20 protein-coding genes are annotated in these 23,897 nt (G+C 45.0%); 2 read left to right on the top strand and 18 right to left on the bottom strand.

Features of this window, described 5'->3' with window-relative positions; all coding sequences use genetic code 11:
• The first annotated feature begins 278 nt into the window (after nt 1-278).
• Nucleotides 279-506: a hypothetical protein gene (locus tag ACXAER_RS14890; RefSeq protein ID WP_474830446.1), complete on the top strand. Its 228-nt coding sequence runs from the start codon at nt 279-281 to the stop codon at nt 504-506.
• A gap of 70 nt (nt 507-576) precedes the next feature.
• Here the strand turns inward: ACXAER_RS14890 and ACXAER_RS14885 are convergent, their stop codons facing one another.
• Nucleotides 577-2,544, bottom strand: a complete 1,968-nt coding sequence (locus ACXAER_RS14885; RefSeq protein ID WP_474830444.1) for a monovalent cation:proton antiporter family protein — start codon at nt 2,542-2,544, stop codon at nt 577-579.
• A 267-nt stretch (nt 2,545-2,811) separates the two neighbouring features.
• Here ACXAER_RS14885 and ACXAER_RS14880 point away from each other — a divergent pair, with 267 nt between their 5' ends.
• On the top strand, nt 2,812-3,711 hold the full coding sequence (locus ACXAER_RS14880; protein WP_474830442.1) for a GGDEF domain-containing protein: 900 nt from the start codon (nt 2,812-2,814) through the stop codon (nt 3,709-3,711).
• A gap of 121 nt (nt 3,712-3,832) precedes the next feature.
• On the opposite strand, the gene tilS is transcribed toward ACXAER_RS14880, so the two are convergent.
• The 17 genes from tilS to rpsB form a co-directional block, all read right to left on the bottom strand.
• Complete coding sequence (tilS, locus tag ACXAER_RS14875) at nt 3,833-5,158, bottom strand: tRNA lysidine(34) synthetase TilS (RefSeq protein ID WP_474830439.1); 1,326 nt, start codon at nt 5,156-5,158, stop codon at nt 3,833-3,835.
• Nucleotides 5,159-5,431: 273 nt separating this feature from the next.
• Nucleotides 5,432-6,388 carry an acetyl-CoA carboxylase carboxyl transferase subunit alpha gene (gene accA, locus ACXAER_RS14870; RefSeq protein ID WP_012517579.1) on the bottom strand — a complete coding sequence of 319 codons (957 nt, stop codon included), beginning with the start codon at nt 6,386-6,388 and terminating at the stop codon, nt 5,432-5,434.
• Between the two features lie 68 nt (nt 6,389-6,456).
• Complete coding sequence (gene dnaE / locus ACXAER_RS14865) at nt 6,457-9,921, bottom strand: DNA polymerase III subunit alpha (RefSeq protein ID WP_474830436.1); 3,465 nt, start codon at nt 9,919-9,921, stop codon at nt 6,457-6,459.
• A gap of 4 nt (nt 9,922-9,925) precedes the next feature.
• The gene (rnhB, locus tag ACXAER_RS14860; protein WP_474830434.1) at nt 9,926-10,498 is read right to left on the bottom strand and encodes a ribonuclease HII; all 573 of its coding nucleotides are present in this window, start codon (nt 10,496-10,498) and stop codon (nt 9,926-9,928) included.
• Nucleotides 10,491-11,639: a lipid-A-disaccharide synthase gene (gene lpxB, locus ACXAER_RS14855; protein ID WP_474830432.1), complete on the bottom strand. Its 1,149-nt coding sequence runs from the start codon at nt 11,637-11,639 to the stop codon at nt 10,491-10,493. Before lpxB ends, rnhB begins: the two co-directional genes overlap by 8 nt.
• A 2-nt stretch (nt 11,640-11,641) precedes the next feature.
• Nucleotides 11,642-12,412 carry an acyl-ACP--UDP-N-acetylglucosamine O-acyltransferase gene (lpxA, locus tag ACXAER_RS14850; RefSeq protein ID WP_474830430.1) on the bottom strand — a complete coding sequence of 257 codons (771 nt, stop codon included), beginning with the start codon at nt 12,410-12,412 and terminating at the stop codon, nt 11,642-11,644.
• 1 nt (nt 12,413) lies between these two features.
• On the bottom strand, nt 12,414-12,863 hold the full coding sequence (gene fabZ / locus ACXAER_RS14845) for a 3-hydroxyacyl-ACP dehydratase FabZ (RefSeq protein ID WP_118490056.1): 450 nt from the start codon (nt 12,861-12,863) through the stop codon (nt 12,414-12,416).
• A gap of 195 nt (nt 12,864-13,058) precedes the next feature.
• Nucleotides 13,059-13,574 carry an OmpH family outer membrane protein gene (locus ACXAER_RS14840; RefSeq protein ID WP_012517573.1) on the bottom strand — a complete coding sequence of 172 codons (516 nt, stop codon included), beginning with the start codon at nt 13,572-13,574 and terminating at the stop codon, nt 13,059-13,061.
• Nucleotides 13,575-13,634: 60 nt separating this feature from the next.
• A complete protein-coding gene (bamA, locus tag ACXAER_RS14835; RefSeq protein ID WP_474830427.1) occupies nt 13,635-16,112 on the bottom strand; it encodes an outer membrane protein assembly factor BamA in 2,478 nt (825 codons plus the stop codon).
• A 58-nt stretch (nt 16,113-16,170) separates the two neighbouring features.
• The gene (rseP, locus tag ACXAER_RS14830; protein ID WP_474830425.1) at nt 16,171-17,523 is read right to left on the bottom strand and encodes a sigma E protease regulator RseP; all 1,353 of its coding nucleotides are present in this window, start codon (nt 17,521-17,523) and stop codon (nt 16,171-16,173) included.
• Nucleotides 17,517-18,704, bottom strand: coding sequence for a 1-deoxy-D-xylulose-5-phosphate reductoisomerase (gene ispC, locus ACXAER_RS14825; RefSeq protein WP_474830424.1), 1,188 nt, complete (start codon nt 18,702-18,704; stop codon nt 17,517-17,519). The genes rseP and ispC overlap by 7 nt, the downstream gene beginning before the upstream one ends.
• Nucleotides 18,704-19,567, bottom strand: a complete 864-nt coding sequence (locus ACXAER_RS14820; protein WP_474830421.1) for a phosphatidate cytidylyltransferase — start codon at nt 19,565-19,567, stop codon at nt 18,704-18,706. The genes ispC and ACXAER_RS14820 overlap by 1 nt, the downstream gene beginning before the upstream one ends.
• Nucleotides 19,568-19,621: 54 nt before the next feature.
• Complete coding sequence (gene uppS, locus ACXAER_RS14815; RefSeq protein ID WP_474830419.1) at nt 19,622-20,404, bottom strand: polyprenyl diphosphate synthase; 783 nt, start codon at nt 20,402-20,404, stop codon at nt 19,622-19,624.
• Nucleotides 20,405-20,413: 9 nt separating this feature from the next.
• Nucleotides 20,414-20,971: a ribosome recycling factor gene (gene frr, locus ACXAER_RS14810; RefSeq protein WP_014948555.1), complete on the bottom strand. Its 558-nt coding sequence runs from the start codon at nt 20,969-20,971 to the stop codon at nt 20,414-20,416.
• A gap of 23 nt (nt 20,972-20,994) precedes the next feature.
• On the bottom strand, nt 20,995-21,732 hold the full coding sequence (gene pyrH / locus ACXAER_RS14805; protein ID WP_069943865.1) for a UMP kinase: 738 nt from the start codon (nt 21,730-21,732) through the stop codon (nt 20,995-20,997).
• A gap of 238 nt (nt 21,733-21,970) precedes the next feature.
• Nucleotides 21,971-22,843, bottom strand: coding sequence for a translation elongation factor Ts (tsf, locus tag ACXAER_RS14800; protein WP_012517564.1), 873 nt, complete (start codon nt 22,841-22,843; stop codon nt 21,971-21,973).
• 121 nt (nt 22,844-22,964) lie between these two features.
• The gene (rpsB, locus tag ACXAER_RS14795; RefSeq protein ID WP_015066407.1) at nt 22,965-23,696 is read right to left on the bottom strand and encodes a 30S ribosomal protein S2; all 732 of its coding nucleotides are present in this window, start codon (nt 23,694-23,696) and stop codon (nt 22,965-22,967) included.
• Between the last annotated feature and the right edge of the window lie 201 nt (nt 23,697-23,897).

The raw sequence follows: 23,897 nt of genomic DNA, 5'->3' as shown, positions 1-23,897 counted from the left end.
TCTAACTTACTAGAAAGTAATGACTTTTGTCACTTGGCAACCTACTTGCAATATTTCATTATAACACTGCTGGTGTGAAGAACTTAACTGGTTACACTTTTTGAAGAAAACTTAGTGTAATAACCGTTACAGTACTCCAAGCGCAGCAGTAATTTTACTAAAAAGTATTTAGCCTCTGTTTATTAAAGATGAAAACTAAATACTGGGTGAATTAGGCAACTGACCACATTTTCACCTAAACTCTTTTAAAGCCATTTGTGAGGGATACCACCGTGAACATGACAGCGATTGCAATAGTAGCCATTTGTGCTTGGGCGTTAGTTACCATTGTCGAAAGTGCGAAAGACAAAAGCAAAAAGAAACTTAGTAACAAAGAAACTGAAGCGTATAAACAAGAAATTGCAGATTTGAAAGAGCGCGTATCTGTACTCGAAAAAATTGTTACTGATGAGCGCTACGACCTAAAAAAGCAGTTTGCCGATTTAGAGAAAGACTGCGTCGCTTAAGTTTAGTGAAATAATATTCTCTGCCAGTGCAACCTATGTCAATAGCGTATCCTGCGCTGGCAGTAAAACATCAACTCCCTTCTAAGAGTTTGCGTTCAGCTCGCTCTACTCGTCGGGGTTTACCTGCGATGACTAGTACATCATGGGCCTGTAAAATAGCGTCTTGGTCTGGATCTTTAACTTCATTACCGTTACGTCTTAAGCCTTTAATGGCCACACGCATTCGTGTGAAGTCGATATCTTTTATTGCTTTTCCAATGCAAGAGGCATGTTCAGACAATACTACTGCATGAATAAACTCTAGTTTATCTTCCGTCCCGTAAGTGATTTCTGTAGTTTCTCCAGGATAAAAGCCGTGCATATGATCATAGCGACCTTTTCGCTCGGCCCGCACCCGCTTTAAGATACGTGACATAGGTACGCCAGCATAATGCAACACCTGCGACACTAGCATTAGGCTGCCTTCTTGTAACTCAGGCACCACTTGGTTGGCTCCTGCACTGTACAAACTCTCTAGTTGGTAGTCTCGTTTAGTACGAACCATAACATCTGTAGTGCTTGTTATGCTTCGGGTCTGCGTAATCACCTGTTTCGCCTTATCGACCTGATCAAACGTCACAAGCACAAGCTTTGCATTTTCTACATTAGCATTGCTTAAAATATCTTTTTGACTGGCATCGCCGAAAATCACCGGTTCACCCGCATTTCGGCTTTCGTGCACTCTGACAGGGTCCATATCTATAGCGACAAAATGAATGCCTTCCATTTTTAACATGCGCGCTACCGACTGTCCCACCCGTCCAAACCCACAAATAATGACATGATTTGTCAGCGGGCCGGCATTACCAAAGCTAGCGTTATCATCAAAGGAGATATCATTATTAACAATGCGTTTAGCGATAGTCACACTGTTGTTCATAAGCCATGGCGTTAACGCCATACTTATCACCCCCATACATACTATTAGCGATGATTGCTCGGTGGTTAATACGCCATGCGTTGTGGCAAGCGCTGCGATAACGAAACTAAACTCCCCTATTTGGCAAAGTTTTACGCCTGCGGACCAGCCGTCAATGGCGTCAGTTTTGACCAACATGGATGCGGCTCTTACCAAGATAACTTTAACTATCATTAACGCAAAAACGCCAAATACGATTTCAAACAAGCTGTTCCAGAGCACGGTAAGTTCTAACTGCATACCTACGGTTACAAAGAACAAGCCCATTAAAATATCGCGAAACGGGCGGATGTCAGCTTCAAGTTGATATTTGTATTGGCTTTCTCCTAACATCATCCCAGCTAAGAAGGCACCTAGCGCCATGGACAGCCCGAAGTAATAAGTTAACCCTCCGGCCAATAGGGCTATTAAAATAGTGGTCAGAACGAACAGCTCATCAGTTCTAGTTCTCGCAACTTCTCGAAATACCCATGGAAGTAACCACTTACCTACTGACATTAGAAAAGCAATAACGAACACGCCTTTAAGAAGCGCTTTCCCTAGAGCAAGGGCAATACTCACCTCGCCTGTTTGGGCTAAAAGAGGGATAGCGATAAGAAACGGGACCACGGCTAAGTCTTGAAAGAGCAAAATGCTGACGGCGAGTTGTGTTCGCCTGTTATTGAGAATACCCATTTCGGTTGCTTGCTTTATAACAATAGCGGTAGAGCTTAGCGCCAGCGTACCACCAATAATGATTGATGCACTAATCGGGACCCCCAAAAAAAGCGGTACGCAGGTAAATATCGCTGTAGTAAACAACATTTGCCCCAATCCCACACCAAACACCAAAGAGCGCATAGCCAACAATTTAGGAAGGGAGAATTCTAAACCGAGTGAAAAGAGTAGAAAAACAATACCTACTTCCGCCAATAAATGCATTTCTTCGGGGTGAGCAAATACAGATAGCAGCTGTGGGCCAGCGAGTACACCGGCAAAGAGATAAGCAAGGATAGGTGGGAGATGAATCCGTTTAAATAATGCGACCGCGCAAACCGATATAAACATCAGTATTACTATATTTAAAAAACTCGTCCCCACTTTACCTCCTCGAGTAACACCAACTTTCTTTATTAAATAAGCGCAATAATTAACTCGATTTTACGCATAAAACTAAAGATTAGCGCAACAACCATGTTGTTGGCATCTAGTTTGCAACTCCCCTTTATAAATGCAGATCCGGCAAGTTTTGCCGCTGTGATCGTCATAAATTTAGCGAAAATGCGATTATGACCACAGAAAAGTCAGAGCTTTGACACTGGTTTCATTTCTGCGGCATATCAACGCATTTTGTATAGGGGCACTACTGTGGATTTTTCAACGTCAGTCTACGATAGCACACAACACAACAATTTTTATCCTGCTGAGAGCACAGGTAAATCACTTTCTTTTAGTGAATTATCGGGCTTTGTAACACAGCTCCTGACTACGCTTGAACTTCAAGAGTTAGGAGGCGTGTATTTCCAGCAGCTTAATATGCTATTGCCTGTTGTCGGATTCAGTTTATCTGACTTCGACTCTCGTTGGGTCTACGGTAACGCAAAGGTATCGTCAACGCTGATTGATTTACCACTACAAGGGGCGCGCTCTGTTAATGGCGAGCAAGCCCATGTCTATTATTACATTAGTTCACCCTTGTCGTTATCGCAAAGAGAAAGCTTATTCCAACTACATGATTTATTTGGAAAACAGGTAAAGCATGCTCTATCGTTAATGCGTGTTCAGCAAATGGCAACTAAAGACGTGTTGACGAGTTTAGGCAATCGTGCGGGATTTGAGCAATCTATGACCAGACAGCTAGGGTGGGCGCAACGCCACGATGAGCCATTTGCACTTCTAGTTATCGACCTAGATAACTTCAAATATGTAAACGACAACTTTGGACATGGCGAAGGCGACAAGGTGCTCGCGCATGTGGCAACACATTTAGAAAATGTGCTACGCGATGAAGATGAAGCCTTTCGCTATGGCGGCGATGAATTCTGCTGTTTACTTGACTGTCAAACACAGCAGCAATTGGCATGTGCCGCCCAGCGAATTCAGATGAGTATAAATAGTTCGAGCTACTTATCTCGCTTGGGTGTATCAACTAGTCTTGGTGGCGCAATTTACCGAGATGGCGACTCAATGAACAGCCTTTTCGACCGTGCTGACAATGCGCTCTATCGCGTAAAAAACTCTGGTAAGAATAGCTATCACGCGGCATAACCTAATAATTTATTATTCAATAGATGCGGCAAAAGCATGCCGCATCTGCGCTTTGTTGCCGTCATCACATCACAAACAGATTTGCTAATCATTTTCTAGAAAAGCGGCAGCAGATAAAGGCCTAATCAGGCTTAAAATCTATTGCTATACCAGGCGCTTTCGGCTGCAGGTAAACACAACGCCCTTCAACAATAAGTGCGACAGGCTGCTTGTTTAGAAAAATGATCGGCACACTATTTCGCTCCCATCGCGGTACACGCCAAACTTTAAACCACTCTTTCAACAGCTTAGACACGCTCGCATTTTCGGGCTTTACTTTTAGGTTGCGAGCATTGGTTTGCAAAGAAACCTTATCGCCATTTTTCTGGTCTGATAATGTGACCCTAATGTTACCGTGTAACCAAGAAAGAGGGATATCTTGACCTAACGCCAATTCAAAGTTTTGCGGGATCTCGTGGTTATCGTTTACCACCCAATAAAGATCTTGGTCAAACCGCATCACCCGGCCCCACTTAAAGTTTACTTCAGGGGTAGCATCATGTTTCGCCCCCAGCATAGCAAGTACTTGGTCTGTCTGCGCTTTTGAAGGTGCAAGCTGCCCCTGCGTTTTAAACCAAGCACGAATTACCATAGCCTGCCAAGGGATAGATAATGCAGCAAGCTTTTGTCCATCCAGCCTAAAATCAGTAAGCTTACAGTTTTTAAAGTGTTGCTGTGCTGATTCGTTGACTAGCCCACTTTGCTCCGCACAAAGTTCTGCGCTTCGCCCCACTGTCTTAGTTAACTGGGGCCACCGCTCAAGCAAATGAGGTATTATCTCGTTTCTTAAGAAATTCCTGTCAAAGCTGTTTTGCTGATTAGATTCATCCTCAATCCACTGCAACATTTCCTCTTCGGCATAAGCGATGATGTCGCTTTTCTCAAGAGCTAGCATAGGTCGCATTATTAGCGTATCACCCCGGTACTGCACTTCGCCCATTCCTGCTAAGCCCTGTGGGCCAGCACCACGTTTAAGCTGAAGCAATACGGTTTCAAGCTGATCTTCGGCATGTTGCCCCAAAAGCAGTACACCGCCAATTTGTTCACATACTTCTAATAGTGCGTTGTATCGAACTTTACGCGCCTCAGCTTCTAAGCTCTTTCTAGAGCTGGTATCAACGGCAACACGATATTGATGAAACTCAATATCTTCAAGACGGCACTGCAGTTCACAGTGGCGGGCCCAGTCATCCGCATTTTCGCTTAAACCGTGATGTACATGTACAGCATGTATCGGGCTATCAAACTGCTCCCTATACGCGACGACGGCTTGAAGCAGTACGGTGGAGTCCACACCACCGCTGTAGGCAACGACGAGTGGCGTTTGAAGTGGTCGCTTTACATTAGTCAGTGACGTGGCTATGCGGTTGACGATATGTTCAATAGTGGGGGATTGTAGAGGGGTCACAGACCAGTAATACCTTATTGTTTCAACTTTATGTTTTATTAGGGTTCAGCTTTGTATCTGCTGATTACTCGTTTTCTAATAACGCAAAAGGGTTGGTTACCAATGGTAAACAACCCTCTCGAACTAATCTCAATCGACATGAACTAAGCAAAGGCTTAATAGACGTTTACAACAAGCATTTTTGCTAATCGTACACCGCTTCGCCTAATCGTAAACCGCTTCGCATCAAAACGTGACTATTCGCAGTTTTCGAACTCGTAGCCCTAACAAGAATTAGCAATACCCGAACGACATTAAACGCTCGTAGCGTTCTTCCATTAGCTTTGTTTTATCAAGCTCTTTAAGTTGATTAAGCTGCTGCTTAATCACGGCTTTCAAATTAGCCGCCATGCCGTTGTGATCGCGATGCGCACCGCCTAATGGCTCTTCAACAATGCTGTTAATTAGACCCAGTTCTTTAATTTGTGGCGCACTTACCCCCATGGCTTCAGCAGCGAGTGGTGCTTTTTCTGCACTTTTCCACAAAATAGACGCACAACCTTCCGGTGAAATAACAGAGTAGGTAGAATATTGAAGCATATTAACGCGGTCGCCAACACCAATAGCTAATGCACCACCTGAACCACCTTCACCAATTACGGTACACACGATTGGAACAGTAAGCTCAGCCATCTCGAATAAATTTTTCGCGATTGCTTCACTTTGGCCGCGCTCTTCAGCGCCCACACCTGGGTATGCCCCTGGCGTGTCGATGAAGGTAATAATAGGCATGTTAAAGCGCTCAGCCATCTTCATAAGACGTAATGCTTTACGATAACCTTCTGGTTTAGGCATACCGAAGTTACGCTTAATTTTTTCGTTGGTGTCACGCCCTTTCTGATGACCAATAATCATCACCGGCTGATCATCTAGCATTGCTGGGCCACCAACAATCGCTTTATCGTCAGCAAACGCGCGGTCGCCAGCAAGCTCGTCGAATTCTGTAAAAATACGAGGAATGTAATCTAGCGTGTATGGACGCATTGGGTGACGTGCAAGTTGAGAAACTTGCCATGCGCCAAGATCAGAAAAGATCTTTTTAGTCAGCTCTGCGCTTTTACCGCGAAGCTTATTGATTTCTTCTTCAATACCAACGTCAAACTCGCCACCTTGATTCACCAACCTAAGCTCTTCAATTTTTGCTTCTAGTTCGGCTATTGGCTGTTCAAAGTCCAAAAACTGTATACTCATTTCATGTCCTATTCGTACTACGCTCGTCTATGCAAACGCGAGATGTCCAATCTATCGAACTCTAGCCCTTAATGGTAGAGAATTGAAACGGCTTTGTCTCCCAAACATTGTTTGAGATCGTGCAAAAGTTGGTCTTCAGGGGTAACGTACCATCTTGCCCCACACGCCAAGGTTACTTCAGCGTCTGGATGGGTTACCGCTAACTGAACAGGACAACTTCCACCGTTAAATGCCTGCAGGATAGATTGCATCTGACTCATTTTCTTCGGTTCAAGCAACTGGGTATCAATATTAAGTGCCAGCGCTCTCGCGTTTTTCTCTCGTGCCTGAACAATGTCCATTACATCACGGGCGGTGATTGTATTGCCCCCAGAGAAATCATCAAAGCTGACCTGTCCCTTTATAAGCAATATTCTGTCAGTTTCTAACACACTTTCGAACTGTTCGTACATATCGGGGAAAAAACGTACGTCTATTCTGGCACTCTTATCATCCAGTGTCACTATAGCCCAGCGGCGCCCACGTTTATTCGTCATAACACGCACGCCAAGCACCAATCCTACTGCACTGGCCATTTGATCTTTGTTCGTTGGTTTTAAATCAACTAAACGCCCGTCAGTATAGTAACGTAGTTCTTCAGCGTACTGATTGATGGGGTGACCTGTTAAATACAAGCCTAGGGTATCTTTTTCACCTTCTAGCCACACTTTCTCAGGCCATTCAGGCACGTCAGCAAATGCTTGCTTCACGTCTTCTGGCTCGGTAGTCAGTAGGCCAAACATATCTGACTGACCAAATGACTCAGCTTTTGCGTGCTGCCCAGCGGCGGCAAGGGCTTCGGGTAAGCTCGCCATAAGACTAGCGCGATGCGGACCTAAGTTATCCATTGCACCCGCTAACACTAGCTTTTCAAGTACCCGTTTGTTTACGCGCTTAATATCTATCTTGGCGCAGAAATCAAAAAGATCTTTAAATGCCCCTTGGGTTTCCCGCGCTTCAATAATCGCTTCAATTGGGCCTTCACCTACCCCTTTAATCGCACCGATACCGTAAACAATGCGACCTTCGCTATCCACGGTAAATTTGTATTTGCCCGCGTTTAAATCTGGCGGCAGTATTTCGATACCCATGCGCTCACATTCATCGACAAGCGTCACGATTTTATCGGTGTTATCCATATCCGCCGACATTACCGCAGCCATGAATTCCGCTGGATAATGTACTTTCAGCCAAAGGGTTTGGTAAGACACCAAGGCATAGGCTGCCGAGTGAGATTTGTTAAAGCCGTAGCCTGCGAACTTTTCCACCAAGTCGAAGATTTTCATTGCTAGGTCTGGGTCAATATTATTGCCCTTCGCACCCTCAGCAAAGGTACCGCGCTGCTTCGCCATTTCTTCAGGCTTTTTCTTACCCATCGCACGACGTAGTAAGTCAGCGCCGCCCAGCGAGTAGCCCGCCATTTCCTGAGCTATCTGCATTACCTGTTCCTGATACAAGATAATGCCATAGGTGGGCTCTAATATTTCTTGCAAACACTCATGCTGGTATTCAGCGTCTGGGTAGGAAATTTCTTCACGTCCGTGCTTACGGTCGATAAAGTTATCTACCATGCCTGACTGCAATGGACCTGGGCGGAATAGGGCCACAAGTGCGATGATATCTTCAAAACAGTCTGGTTTAAGGCGTTTAATCAGCTCTTTCATGCCGCGAGATTCCAGCTGGAATACGGCTGTGGTCTCTGCGTTTTGTAACGTTCTAAAGCTCTTTGGATCTTCAAGCGGAATAGCGCTGATATCAACGTCAACGTTCTTCCCTTCCTTGATCATATCTATCGCCCACTGAATGATCGTCAGCGTACGAAGACCTAGGAAGTCAAATTTTACAAGCCCAGCGGTTTCAACGTCGTTTTTGTCAAACTGTGTTACCGGGTTATTACCTTCGTCATCACAATACAGCGGCGAGAAATCAGTAATAGTGGTTGGCGCAATAACAACACCACCGGCGTGTTTACCCGCGTTTCGGGTGACCCCTTCAAGAATACGCGCCATATCGATAAGGTCTTTCACTTCCTCATCGCTTTCATAAACTTCTGGCAGCTGAGGTTCGGCTTTAAACGCCTTTTCTAACGTCATGCCAGGGTCAGGTGGTATTAGCTTTGAAATTCTGTCTACAAAACCGTAGGGGTGACCAAGTACTCGACCCACGTCACGTACTACCGCTTTTGCCGCCATAGTTCCGAAGGTAATGATCTGAGATACCGCTTGTCGCCCGTAGAGCTCTGCAACGTGATCAATTACCTCATCTCGCCTATCCATACAGAAGTCGACGTCGAAATCAGGCATTGATACACGTTCTGGGTTCAGGAAACGTTCGAATAGCAAGTCGAATTCAAGCGGATCTAGGTCGGTAATTTTTAAGGCATAGGCCACGAGCGAGCCCGCACCTGAACCACGCCCTGGCCCTACCGGAATTCCGTTATCTTTACTCCACTGGATAAACTCCATAACGATAAGGAAATAGCCCGGGAACCCCATTTGGTTGATAACTTCAAGCTCAATGCGAAGTCGGTCATCGTACTCTGGGCGTTTTGCCTTGCGCACTTCTTCATCGGGGAATAGAAATTCTAGACGTTCTTCTAAGCCTTCCTCAGACACCTTAACCAAGAAGTCTTCGGTGGTCATACCGCCGGTTGGAAACTGTGGCAAGAAATATTCATTTAGCCGGACAGTAACGTTACAGCGCTTGGCAATTTCAACCGTATTTTCTATGGCTTCTGGAATATCGCTAAATAGCTCAACCATTTCCTCGGCAGTGCGCAAATATTGCTGGTCGCTGTAGCGCTTAGGGCGACGGTTATCATCTAACGTATAGCCATCGTGAATACACACACGAATTTCGTGCGCGTCGAAACCCTCTTGGTCAATAAAGCATACTTCATTAGTGGCAACCACGGGTAAACCGCGCTGCTCAGCAAGCTCTACGGCATGGTGTAAATAATCTTCTTCGCCTTGTCTACCGGTTCTAATCAGCTCTAAATAAAAACGGTCGGGAAAATGGGTTTGATAAAACTCAAGCGCATCTTCAAGAAGCTTGGCGTTATTTTTCATTAAACCTACGCCGATATCGCCGTGCTGTGCGCCCGATAAAACAATAACGCCTTCGCTATGCTCTGCTAACCATGCTTGATCAATGACTGCGCGGTGCGCCAAGTGTCCGCGAAGGTAAGCCTTGGAGATAAGAATAGTAATATTCTTATACCCTTCGTTGTTCATCGCAATGAGGGTAAGTCTGAACGGTTCATCGCCAAAAGCTTCATTAGTCACCCAAAAATCGGTGCCAATTATGGGCTTGATACCTAAATTATGTGCCTCCGAATAGAATTTTACCAAGCCACACATATTCATTTGGTCTGTGATTGCCACGGCAGGCATGCCAAGCGCGGCCACTTTCCCTAAAATAGGCTTAACCTTATTCAGGCCGTCCATCATCGAAAAGTCGCTGTGAACACGTAAATGAATAAATGGCGATGACATGATGTTATTTCTCTTCGAGTAGCGCTTTTACGGGTTTAAAACTTTTGCGATAGCAATCTAAGATGCCATATTCAGCGATGGCTTCAAAATGTGCTTTTGTGGGGTAACCTTTGTGCCCTGCAAAGTTATATTGTGGGTAGGCCTCATGCAACGAAATCATATCGTTATCTCGCTCTACTTTGGCAATGATTGATGCTGCTGAAATTTCAGCGTGTAGGCTGTCACCTTTCACTACCGCTTCAGAGTCAAAGTTCCAAGCTGGGACGCGGTTGCCGTCTACACGCACAAAGTCAGGTTTTACAGGCAAACCTTCCACTGCGCGGATCATAGCGAGCATGGTAGCGTGCAGTATATTTAGCTTGTCTATTTCTTCAGGGCTTGCTCTACCGATATTCCAGTAAAGCGCCTTCTCACGAATCTCTTGAGCAAGGGCTACACGTTTCTTTTCACTCAACTTTTTAGAGTCGGTTAGCCCTTCAATGGGGTTTTCTGGGTCTAGTATAACCGCAGCAGTGACCACATCACCTACCAATGGGCCACGCCCTACTTCATCAACACCGGCAATTAACTTATGCAAACAATTCCTCCACGACAGCTTTTGCTGCTGTTTTATCAGCATTGCATTTTAGCGTATGGTGGAGATCGGTGAAACGGGAAATAAGCGCAGAATTATCACTTTCGAAGAAGTTAAGTAACTGATTGCTCATATTCTCTGCGTTTACCTCGTCTTGAAGTAATTCAGGAATAATTGCCTCGTCAGCTAAGAGGTTTGGCAACGTAAAGTACGGCGCTTTGTACAAGCGCTGCATGATTTTGTAGGTAAGCGGCGCGAGTAAATAAGCGGCTACCATTGGGCGCTTACACAACATGGCTTCTAACGTCGCTGTACCTGATGCGAGCAAGATAACATCGCTTGCTATCATAGCATCACGAGAAGTGCCTTGGGTTACCTGAATGGGTAAGCGTGCTTCAGCATTATCAGCTTCAAGCAAGAGTGCTTTAATTTGCGAAAGACGATGCTCATTTGCCGCAGGGATAAGAAATTGAATGTCGCTGCGTTTAGCATGAATAGCTACGATAGTTTTCAGAAACACGGGAAGTAATGTATCCACTTCGCCTCTTCGTGAGCCGGGTAGTACAGCCAATACATGAGCTTGACTATCTACACCTAAAGCCTGCCTTGCCGCATTTTGGTCGGGCTCAATTGCTATAGCGTCAGCCATGGTATGCCCCACAAAGGTGTAGGGAACGTTATATTTATCGTAAACCTGCTGTTCGAAAGGAAATAAACCCAATACGCGATTAGCCGCTTTCGCTATTTTGTGAATACGTTTCTCACGCCATGCCCACACCGTAGGGCTTACATAGTGCATGGTTTTGATGCCGCGGGCTTTGAGGGCTTTCTCTACTCTCAAATTAAAATCAGGCGCGTCAATACCTACGAAAATATCTGGCGGATTTTGCTCAAAATGAGCAAGAAGCTGCTTTTTAACTTTTAAGATGGCTGGAAGGTGGGATAGGACTTCCACAAGCCCCATAACCGACAAGGTTTCCATATCAAAGAGACTGTGGAAACCTGCGTTTATCATGTTTGGACCGCCAATACCTTCGATAATTGCATCAGGATATTGGCGCTTTAACTCTGCGACCATTCCGGCGGCAAGGATGTCACCAGAGGGCTCTCCGGCAACCATGCCGATACGAATTGGTTTAGACATAATTAGCGAATAATGCCTCGCTTGGAGTTCTGTAGGAACTTCACCATAAGTGCTACACCATTGAATTCATCCGCTGGTTTCACTAACTTTTCTAACGCTTCATCGATGGTATTGCCTTCGCGATAAATTGCTTTATATGCACGTTTTATCTCTAGCACTTCCTCTTTTGAGAAACCACGGCGCTTTAAGCCTTCAGAGTTTATTCCCTGAGGAATATTCTTCTGGCCACTTACCATAACAAATGGAGGCACATCTCTTAGAATAATACCACCAGCGCCTAAAAAGGCATGCGCCCCAATTTTGCAAAACTGATGAATACCTGTAGCGCCACCAACAATAACGAAATCGTCAATATGAACGTGACCTGCAACCGCAACGTTATTTGCAATAATTATATCGTCACCGAGTACACAGTCATGGGCAATGTGTGCATTAGCCATAAATAAACCACGAGAGCCAATAATCGTGATGCTGTTGTCTTGGATAGTGCCTCGGTGGACGGTTACCCCTTCTCTGAATTCGTTGTCATCGCCGATAACAAGTTCAGTAGGTTCGCCAGCATATTTTTTATCTTGGCAGTCTTCACCGATAGAAGAAAACTGATAAAACTTATTGTTTTTACCGATACGCGTTGGGCCGCGTACCACCACATGTGATTTCAGAATACAGCCATCGCCGATGGTGACGTTGTCGTCTACCACACAAAATGGACCTATAGTGACATTTTCACCAATTTTTGCACTTTCTGAAATTACCGCAGTAGGATGGATCACGTTACGCTATCTCTCTCATCGCACACATAAACTCTGCACTACAAGCAATATCGCCATCGACACTTGCAGTACCTTTAAATTTCCAAATCCCTCTGCGCTCTTTTACCAGAGCAACATCAAACTCAAGCTTATCACCCGGAACAACTGGACGTTTAAAGCGTGCGTTATCAATTCCTGCATACAAGTATAACTTATCATTGTTGCCCATGGTCTTAAAACCTAGAACACCGGCAGCTTGCGCCATAGCTTCTAGAATTAAAACACCCGGAAAAATTGGCTGTCCAGGGAAATGCCCCATGAAACATGGCTCATTGATCGTAATATTTTTGTAAGCCTTTACAGACTCACCCAGAACATAATCAGTAACACGATCAACAAGTAGGAAAGGATATCTGTGTGGTAGCAGTTCCAATATTTCCTGGATTTCGATGGTATTAAGTGAATTGGCCAAAAACTTTCTCCTGTATACAAGCATGACCTTATACTATTTCATACCAATACAGATGATACATTGGTACTTGGGTCAAACTCGCCGTAAAAACTAAAAAACGGCGGCAACCATACGCTGTTAAGTGCGAAAAACAAATCAGACCAACACCTTTGACGGGGTTGGTCTGACAAATTTTATAACTGACGAGGTCAGTTATTAGTTAGTTTTACTTACTTGCTGAAGTACTTGTTCAGACAAGTCGTGCTCTTCTTTAGCAAATGCTACTGCACCAGCATTGAGCACTAGGTCGTAACCTTGCTTCGCTGCAACAGAATCGATAGCTTGCTTGATAAGGCCAAGCAACTTGTTACGCTCTTCATTGCTGCGACGTTGAATGTTCTGTTGTAAAGGCTGACCTTTCTTAGATAGCTCTTCACGTACTGACAAGATCTTTTGTTCTAGTTCTTTCTTCTCTGTGTCGCTCATTGTTGCTGCGTCACGCTGAAGACGCTCTGCGTAGAACTGACCGTCGCGCTGTAGTTGATTCACTTCTTCTAGCTGGTCTTTAAACTCAGCTTGAATAGCATTTTGAATCTCAGCCGCTTGAGGCATCGCTTGAAAAATACCTTGCACATCAACAACAGCCACTTTCTGTTCTGCCATTACAGATGTACTTACTAAAGCGCTACCCAACATTGCTCCTGCAACGATATGTTTAACCAACTGTTTCAAAGGGAACTCCTTTTTGAATCTTATTATAGAGCGCGGTTCAAACGCGCTCGCTTTAATGTCTTAGAAAGTTTGACCAATATTGAAAGTGAAGAATCTCGCATCGTCACCATCACGCTGCTGTATCGCTTTCGAGAAGCTGAATACCATCGGGCCCATCGGTGATATCCACTGAACCGATATACCCGCCGAGCTACGATACAGACTCCAGTCAGAATAGTCCAATAGCTCACCACGTTGAGTAGTCGCTATGTCAAACTGACGGTAATAGTCATAATCGAACTCAGTATCCCACACGTTACCCACATCCACAAACAAACTTGTGCGAACAGAGTTATCCATATCTTCTTCAACAAATGGCGTAGGAACAATTAGCTCAACGCCACCCAGAGCCATAGCGTTACCACCTAGGCTTCGCGTCGACCATGAAAGTGCTGCATCAGCTGGGTCTGCTGGGAATACTTCACCATCTGGGCCTGTTATGGTGCCAGTGTTACCAAGGAAGATACCACGAGGACCAACCGTATTATTCTCAAACCCGCGCAGTGAGTCTGCACCACCTGCGGTGAAGTTTTCAGTAAACGGTAGAATTTGTTCATTGCCGTTTATATCGCCATAACCATTACCATAGCCAAGACGAATACGGGTTAAGAATGACCAGCGTTGATCACGTGATAACGGGAAATACCATTTACCATCGAATACAGTTTTAAAGTAGTTAACGTCTGAGTTTGGCGTAGTAATACTAACTGACGCACGTTGAGAAGAACCTGCTGTTGGGAATAGACCACGGTTAAGCGTGCTTCTGCTCCAGCTTACACTGGCTAGGTAGCTATCGTACTTAATTGCAGCATCAGGGTCTTCACCGTTTGTAAACTGGTTGTAGAATTGCTCAGTTTGCTCGTAATAGCCACGGTTAAATAGCTCGACGTTACTGTAGGTCAAACCAAAATTAATACGGTTAAACTCGTTAATTGGATAACCAATATTAGCACCGATTGACCAACGCTTAGAGTTGTACTGAATTACATTAAAGTCAGAGCCGTCGAACTCGCTATAACCAATGCTTCCACCCAAGCTGATACCATCAATAGTAAAGTAAGGGTCGTTATAGGTGATTTGCGCACTGCGCTGATACGAAACCGTACTTAGGTTAAGACCAACGCGTTTACCTGTACCCAAGAAATTATCTTGTTGGATACCCGCCTGTAAGCTTAACTTGGTTCTGTCACCGTAACCGATACCTGCGTTAAACGAGCCCGAAGGCTGCTCTTTAACATTATAGTTAACATCAACCTTATCTTCAGAGCCTGGAATACGTACAGTTTCAAACTCTACTTCTTCCATGTAGGTAAGACGAGAAAGTTGGTTCTTAGAAGACTCCAGTAAGTTATTCGAAAGCCAGGTGCCTTCCATTTGACTCACGTTTTGACGCAGAACGCTATCGGCGGTTACCACGTTACCGTTAAACTTAATACGGTTAACGTAAATGCGCTTACCTGGGTCTACAGATAGTGTCAACTTAACCGTTTTATCTTCGTCATTAATTTCAGGTACGGTGGTTACCGTTGGATAAGCATAACCAAAGCGCCCAAGATATTTACTGATAAACTCTTCTGTATAGGTAACTTCCGCTTGGTTGTATAGCTCACCTACTGTCAGCGGCAGTACGCGCTCGATGTATTCTTCATGGCCAAGTACATCACCCACCAGCTCCACTTCAGAAATGGTGTATTGCTCACCTTCTGATACGTTCATAGCAATGTAGATACCCGACTTTTCAGGGGTCATCGACACTTGTGTAGAGTCAACGTTAAATCGTAGGTAACCACGGTTTAAGTAATGGTTACGCAGCGTTTCCATGTCCCCTTGCAACGTTTGCTGCTGGTAGCGAGTTTCCGACAGGAAATCCCACCAAGGCGTGTCGTATTGTAGCTCAAAAGCATCCATCAGCTCTTCGTCTGAGAAGATTTCGTTACCTACAATATTGATTTGTTCAATTTCAGCCGCGTCGCCTTCTTCGAAAAGTAATTTCAAGTCAACACGGTTACGCGGTAACGGCGTTATAATAGCCGTCACGTCAGCATTATATTTACCTATGCTGTAAAAGAAGTCTTTCAGGCCATTCTCGATAGAGGTTAGTACGGTCTTATCGAGCGGCTCACCAATACGAACGCCGTTTCCGTCTAAGCTTTCCTGAAGTTGCTCATCTTTAATATCATCGTTGCCTTCAAAGATGATATTACTAATGGTAGGACGCTCAGCGACACGCACGACAAGCGTATTGCCATCACGAAGAATTTCAACATTTTCAAAGTGTGTTGAAGAGTACAACGAGCGAATAAGCTGCGTTACCCTGAATGTATTAAGCTCGTCGCCAACTTGAACGGGCAAGTAGGTTAAAGCTGCACCAAGTGCAACTCGTTGCAAACCTTCTACGCGAATGTCTTCAACGACAAATTCACTGTCTTGCGCCGCAGCATTGGCAAAGCTAGCACTGGAAAGAATGGCTCCGGCTGCTACTAACTGTTTTAACTTCATCTATTTTTCTTTTCCTGGCCGCGTTTTGTATTAGCTGTTTTGTACTTCCTGATTTGTATCAGGTTATGCGAGCGATATCGTTAAAAATTGCGATACCCATGATCATAAACAGAAGCACGCCACCTATTCTGTAACCCCATTCCTGTACCGCTTCAGGCACAGGTTTGCCTGTGATCCACTCCACGATAAAAAACATGAGGTGACCACCGTCAAGCATGGGCAAGGGTAATAAATTTATTATGCCTAAATTTACGCTTATTAAGGCAAGAAAACTCAAAAAGTACGCAAGTCCATACCCAGCACTTGTTCCCGCACCTTGAGCAATTGAGATAGGACCACTCAAATTCTTCACCGACACGTCGCCTGTGATGAGCTTTCCTATCATTTCGACACTGAGTGTCATCAGGCGCCACGTTTTATCAAGCGCCTTCCCAATGGCCTCTATAATGCCATATTGATGAGTAAACACATACCCTTCAGGCCAAGGCTCGAATGTCGGGCTCACACCTAAATACCCACTTTGCCCTTGTGGTGTATCACGGCGCGCTATCGTGGCATCTAATGTAAGAGGCTGTCCATCCCTTTCTATATCGAGCGAGATTCGCTCACCAGGACTTTCAACAATAACGTCAACTAGACGTTCCCACGATGACAACTTAGTGCCATTTAACGCAATTAGTTTATCACCGGGTTTTAACCCCGCTTCCTGCGCTGCACTTTCCTCTCCAACAAATCCAACGGTTAGCGTTGCATCTGGTCGATAAGGGGTTAACCCTAAGCTGCTTAAAGGAGACTCGCTATCTGGGTCAAAGTTCCAAGAACCTAATGTAAAAGTCAGTTCTTTTTCGACATTTGATGAATTTTTAACCGTAACAGCCGCTTTTTCAGCACCAATATTAGAGACGATTTCTAAATTAACGGCTTCCCAATCAGGCGTAACCCTGTTGCCTACTTTAATGATTTCATCACCCGCTTGCACGCCAGCAAGTGCAGCGATGCTCTCTGGTTCAACGCTTTTCACCACAGGTTTCACAGTTTCTAAGCCGACCAAGTACATCAACCACAATGCGAAAAACGCAAAAATAAAGTTAACGCCAGGACCTGCCGCAATAACCGCCATGCGCTGCAATACGGGTTTATTGTTGAAGGCTTTATCTTCTAACTCCGGCGGTACGTCATCAATACGTCCATCGAGCATGCGCACGTAGCCACCGAGCGGAATCATAGCGATAACATATTCGGTGCCAGACTTGCTTAGCTTGCGCCAAATCGGTTTGCCAAATCCAATTGAGAAACGCTCTACCTGTACACCGCATTTGCGAGCAACGTAAAAGTGCCCCCATTCGTGTACGGCAACTAAAATACCTAAAGCAACAATGAATGCACCAAGGCTCCATAAAAATGCTAGCACTGGAATTTACCTCGAATAATCTCGTTAGCTTTTGCTCTAGCTAAGCTGTCTTGCTCTAGTATTTGCTGAATAGAATTCACCGACACATAGGGCATAGCATTAAGCGTGGCGTCATTCACTTTGGCAATATCGCAAAACTGAATTTTGCCCTCTAAAAAAGCATCTACAGCCACTTCATTTGACGCATTGACTCTTGTCGTTGCACATTGCCCTTCCTTACATGCATCAATAGCCAATTTCAAATTAGGGTAACGCTCAAAACAAGGGGTCTGAAAACTGAAATTGGCAATGTCAGAAAAATCGAGGGGCGTCACACCCGCTTCAATGCGCTCAGGATGCGCCAAACCATAAGCAATAGGGGTACGCATGTCAGGATTGCCCATTTGTGCGATCACCGAGCCATCAACATATTGCACCATAGAATGAATAATACTTTGCGGGTGAATAACCACATCAATATCATCTGCACCAGCACCGAACAACCAACAAGCTTCAATGAACTCCAGCCCCTTGTTCATCATAGTTGCAGAGTCGATTGTAATTTTTCTGCCCATCGACCAGTTAGGGTGTGTACTGGCTTCATCGATTGTAATTGACGAGAAGCTATCAAGCGGCCTTTCTCTAAACGGACCACCTGAACCCGTTAACAGAATTTTACGAATGCCAGATGCTGCAAAGTTACCATATTCATAATCGTGCGGGAGACACTGGAATATGGCGTTGTGTTCGCTGTCGATAGGAAGGATTTCAGCACCGCTTTGGTTCGCCGCCTCAATAAATAAGGCACCAGACATGACTAACGCTTCTTTATTGGCAAGCAAAACCCGTTTACCCGCTTTTACTGCTGCCAGTGTGGGCAAAAGCCCTGCTGCACCAACGATGGCTGCCATTACAGCATCAACTTCAGGCGCGCTTGACACTTCTTCCAGCGCATTTGCACCAGCAAGAATTTCTGCATCCACACCATATTGGGACGCCAACTCGCAGGCTAGTTTGTAATTAGCTTCATCAGCAATTACCACGTAGCGCGGCGCGCATTTCTGGGCCTGCTCCATAAGCAATTCAAGCTGCGAGTTGCCGGTGATAGCAAATACGCGGTATTTATCTGGGTGGCGATTTATTACGTCGAGTGTATTACAACCAATGGAGCCTGTGGCCCCTAACACTGTTACTGTTTGCATTACGCCATCCAAGTTACATAGCAGAACGCAAAAACAGGGAATGCCGCAGTTAAACTGTCGATTCTATCGAGCACACCACCGTGTCCAGGAAGGATTTTGCCGCTATCTTTAATTCCGGCACAACGCTTCAGCATGCTTTCGTTCAAATCACCAAGAGCAGAAACAGCCACAGTTATGCCGCCAATAGCAAGGTGAAGCCAAATACGTGAAGGTTCTACCTGATAGTGAAGAGCCGCAAAAGCGATAATAGCAAACGAGGCTGCAATACCACCTAATAAGCCTTCTAAACTTTTACCTGGCGATACGTTAGGCCGCAGCTTGTGGCGTCCGAATTTCACGCCCACGAAAAATGCGCCTATATCTGCAGCCCAAACGATCCCCAGCACATAGAATATGAGTGAAGCACCGTAAAACGAGTCAACATCGTGCAAGCTCGTACGAAGTGCAACAACTGCTACCCATGTTGGAATAAGCGTAAGTGCTCCAAATAGGGTTCTAACGCTGCGACTGTCTTTCCAAAACTTAGAATATTTAGGATAAGCAAGCACCATAAATAAAGAGGCTATCCACCATAGAACAGCAACCGTTAGTATAGCGCGGTATAAACCGTGTAATTGCCCTTGATACCAAATGGTACTGGCATCGACGGTAAATGATAAGGCGATACATATGGCAAATGCTCCCGCCATATAGATAAGCTTTTTAGGGCGTTCACACACGCCTGACATATTCGCCCACTCGTAGGCACCAATGCCGACAACACCGGCTATGGCAATTTCAAACCAGAAAATAGGAAGAAAAAGAATGGCGTAGAGCGCCAGCGGCGCGAGAATTAATGCAGTTATTATTCGTTGTTTTAGCATAATTTGCCCTTGGCGTTGGTTACCAGGGCTAGCCTGATAATTGCCTGTATGGTATTAACCATCGGCCGTGACTACCTGTTCACCGGTTAAACCGAATCTACGTTGACGAACATTGAAATCGTCTACGGCCAATTGAAACACGTCTTCATTGAAGTCGGGCCATAGTACATCGGTGAAATACAATTCGGCATAAGCACACTGCCATAGTAAGAAATTACTAATTCGGTGCTCGCCACCAGTGCGAATAAGAAGATCTAACTCTGGAAGGTTAGCTGTAGAAATGTGCGAACCAAGAGCTTCTTCACTGATGTTATCTACATCAAGCTCGCCGCTTTTCACCTGCGATGCGAGTTGCTTGGCCGCATTTACGATGTCCCATCTACCGCCATAGTTTGCTGCGATATTTAAGACCAAATCTTTGTTGTCTTTAGTCATGTCTTCGGCTTTGCGAATTTTTTCGACTAGCTTGGCGTCGAAAGCCTCAACATCACCAATAACCTGCAAGCGTACACCATTTTTGTGTAAGCGTTTTGCTTCACTATTGAGGACGAGATTAAACAACTCCATAAGGACGCTGACTTCTTCCTCAGGACGTTTCCAGTTTTCACTTGAAAACGCGAATAGCGTTAGTGATTCGATACCGTTTTGACGTGCAAAGCGCACAACAGAACGTACAGACTCTACCCCGGCTTTGTGACCGAAGGTACGAATTTTCCCTTTCTTTTGCGCCCATCGACCATTGCCATCCATAATGATTGCAACATGCTTCGGGCCAGCAGACTCTGCTGGCACCTCGGCTTTTTTCGATTTGGCTGCGCTTAAACGCTTTCCAATCATAATACTTACTTATACTTCCATTAGTTCTTTTTCTTTGTCAGCAAGCATGCTGTCAACTTTCTTAATGAAATCGTTAGTAATAGATTGAATGTTCTCTTCCGCTGCACGGCTCTCATCTTCACTGATTTCTTTTTCTTTTAGAAGATCTTTGATGTCACCGTTAGCGTCGCGACGAATATTGCGGATAGCAACACGACCACCTTCCGCTTCGTTGCGTACAACGCGGATAAGGTCTTTACGACGCTCTTCTGTAAGCGGCGGAAGAGGAATGCGAATTGAACCGCCCGCACTCATTGGGTTCAACCCTAGGTCAGACTGCATAATCGCTTTTTCAACTGCTTGGATAGCGCTTTTATCAAATACAGTTAACGCTAGAGTACGGCTGTCTTCCGCAACGACGTTAGCGACTTGCTTTAGCGGCGTGTCTACACCGTAATAAGGTACCATGATGCCATCTAGAAGGCTTGGATGCGCACGACCAGTGCGGATTTTGCTGAATTGGCCTTTTAGAGAAACTAGGCTTTTTTCCATGCGCTCTTGCGCATCTAATTCAATTTCATCAATCACGTTTTGTATCCTATTGTTCTTAATTAATCGTTGTCAGCGTGGCAAATGACGGTACCTTCTTTTTCACCCATCACAACACGCTTAAGGCAACCCGGCTTATTCATGTTGAATACGCGAATTGGTAAGCTGTGATCTCGTGCTAGAGTGAAAGCTGACAAGTCCATTACTTTTAATTCTTTTTCTAGTACTTCCTGGTAAGACAATTGATCATACAATGTCGCTTCAGGATTTTTTACTGGGTCATCACTGTATACGCCGTCTACTTTAGTGGCTTTAAGCACAGCATCGGCTTCAATTTCGATACCGCGTAAGCACGCCGCAGAGTCGGTAGTGAAGAAAGGGTTGCCAGTACCGGCAGAAAAGATAACAACGCGGCCCGACTTAAGAAGGCTAATAGCTTCTGCCCAGTTGTAAGCATCGCACACGCCGTTTAGTGGGATAGCAGACATCATACGCGCGTTTACAAATGCACGATGAAGCGCGTCGCGCATAGCTAGGCCGTTCATTACCGTAGCCAGCATGCCCATGTGGTCGCCAACAACACGGTTCATTCCCGCTTTTGCTAGGCCTTCGCCACGGAACAAGTTACCACCACCGATAACAAGTCCAACTTGAACACCAAGTTCAACCAGCTCTTTAATTTCTTGTGCCATTCTATCTAACACTTTAGGGTCTATGCCAAAGCCTTCTTCGCCCATTAGGGCTTCACCACTAAGCTTTAACAGAATGCGTCGATATGCTGATTTTGGTGTGATACTCATAGTTTGAATTGTCCTCGTAAACCCGTTTTGTCCTATGTCTTTCAATAAAGCATTACCGTAAAAAACATAGGACAAAGCGCTTTCGTTTGTTTGGCAGGCGCACGCTTGTTACTCGCCTAGCTTCACACTTGCGCACTGCATTAGCAATACTAAAGATATGCAGCTATAAAAAAGCACCTCCTAAGAGGTGCTTTGTAGTTTATCTAACTATTGCGTAATGCAAAAGATAAACGCTCAATTATTTCTTAGCAGCTTCCATTTGAGCAGCTACTTCAGCAGCGAAGTCTTCAGTCTTCTTCTCGATACCTTCACCAACTTCGAAACGTACGAAGTTGATTACGTCTGCGCTGTTGTTCTTAAGAAGCTCAGCAACAGAAATTGAAGGATCTTTAACGAAAGGCTGACCAGTCAAGCTCACTTCGCCAGTGAACTTCTTCATGCGGCCTGCAACCATTTTCTCAGCAATTTCAGCTGGCTTACCAGACTGAATAGCGATTTCGATTTGGATTTCTTTCTCTTTCTCTACAACTTCAGCCGGAACATTCTCTGGCTTAACAAACTGCGGGCTAGCAGCTGCAACGTGCATTGCTACGTCTTTTGCTAGCTCTTCGTCGCCGCCAGTAAGGATAGAGATAACACCAATACGGCCGCCGTGTACGTATGCACCTAGCGTGTCGCCTTCAACGTTGATAACGCGACGAGGAGAGATGTTTTCACCGATTTTAGCAACAAGTGCGTCACGAACTTCGCTTACTTTAGAACCATTAAGTTCTGCATCGTTAAGTGCGTCGATGTCGTTGATGTTGTTAGCCGCTGCTACTTCTAGAAGCTCGTTACCGAACTTAAGGAATCCTTCGTCACGTGCTACGAAGTCAGTTTCACAGTTTAGTTCAAGCATGGTCGCGCGACCACCTTCAACTTTAGTAAGGATAACACCTTCAGCTGCGATACGACCTGCTTTTTTAGCCGCTTTCGCTTGGCCTGATTTACGCATATTTTCAATGGCTAACTCAATGTCACCATCCGTTTCAACCAGGGCTTTTTTACAATCCAGCATACCTGCGCCAGTACGTTCGCGCAGTTCTTTAACTAGTGCTGCAGTCACTGCCATTTTTCAATTCCTCAGCATTAAATATAAATTCGTTAGGTAAAAGGGGCGATATCGCCCCTCTCAATACATTTCGTATTGTAGTACCGCCATATTATCTAGATATGACAGTAAGCAATCAGAATTACTCTGCCGCTTCTACGAAGTCGTCTTGCTCAGCTTGTACTTCAAGGTTGCTTTCGCGACCTGAGTTGATAGCGTTTGCAGCAGCATCCAAGTAAAGTTGGATAGCGCGGATAGCATCGTCGTTACCAGGGATGATGTAATCAACACCGTCTGGGTTAGAGTTAGTATCGACAACACCAACAACAGGAATACCTAGGTTACGAGCTTCTGTTACAGCAATGTGCTCGTGATCTGCGTCGATAACAAAGATTGCGTCTGGAAGACCGCCCATGTCTTTGATACCGCCAAGGCTGTTTTCAAGCTTGTCCATTTCGCGCTGAAGCATAAGTGCTTCTTTCTTAGTTAGCTTCTCAAACGTACCGTCTTGAGCTTGTTGCTCTAGATCTTTAAGACGCTTGATTGACTGACGTACTGTTTTCCAGTTAGTCAGCATACCACCTAACCAACGCTTGTTTACGTAGTACTGGTCGCACTTAAGAGCAGCATCTTTTACTGCTTCGCCAGCGGCGCGCTTAGTACCAACGAAAAGGATTTTACCTTTCTTAGACGCAACACCTGAAAGGTAGTTAAGTGCGTTGTTGAAAAGTGGAACCGTTTTTTCAAGGTTGATGATATGAACTTTATTACGAGCACCGAAGATGAAAGGCTTCATCTTTGGGTTCCAGTAACGAGTTTGGTGACCGAAATGCACACCTGCTTTCAGCATGTCACGCATAGAAACATTAGCCATTTTATTTTCCTCTTGGGGTTAGGCCTCCATATACCCCTTGTATCGATTCAGGCCAACCTACGTTGAACTGAACACCCCGATACGAAGTGTCGGTATATGTGTGTTTTAATAAAATAAATTTACCCTCTAAAACGGTGCTTGTTGCACATAGCAAAATGAGCTTTCCGTCAGGGCGCGCGCTTTATATCACAATACCACCAC

The sequence above is a fragment of the Alteromonas sp. AWJ4_199 genome, from assembly GCF_056159165.1.
Note: the sequence above shows the minus strand (reverse complement) of the source record. Positions and strands in the feature narration are given on the sequence as shown.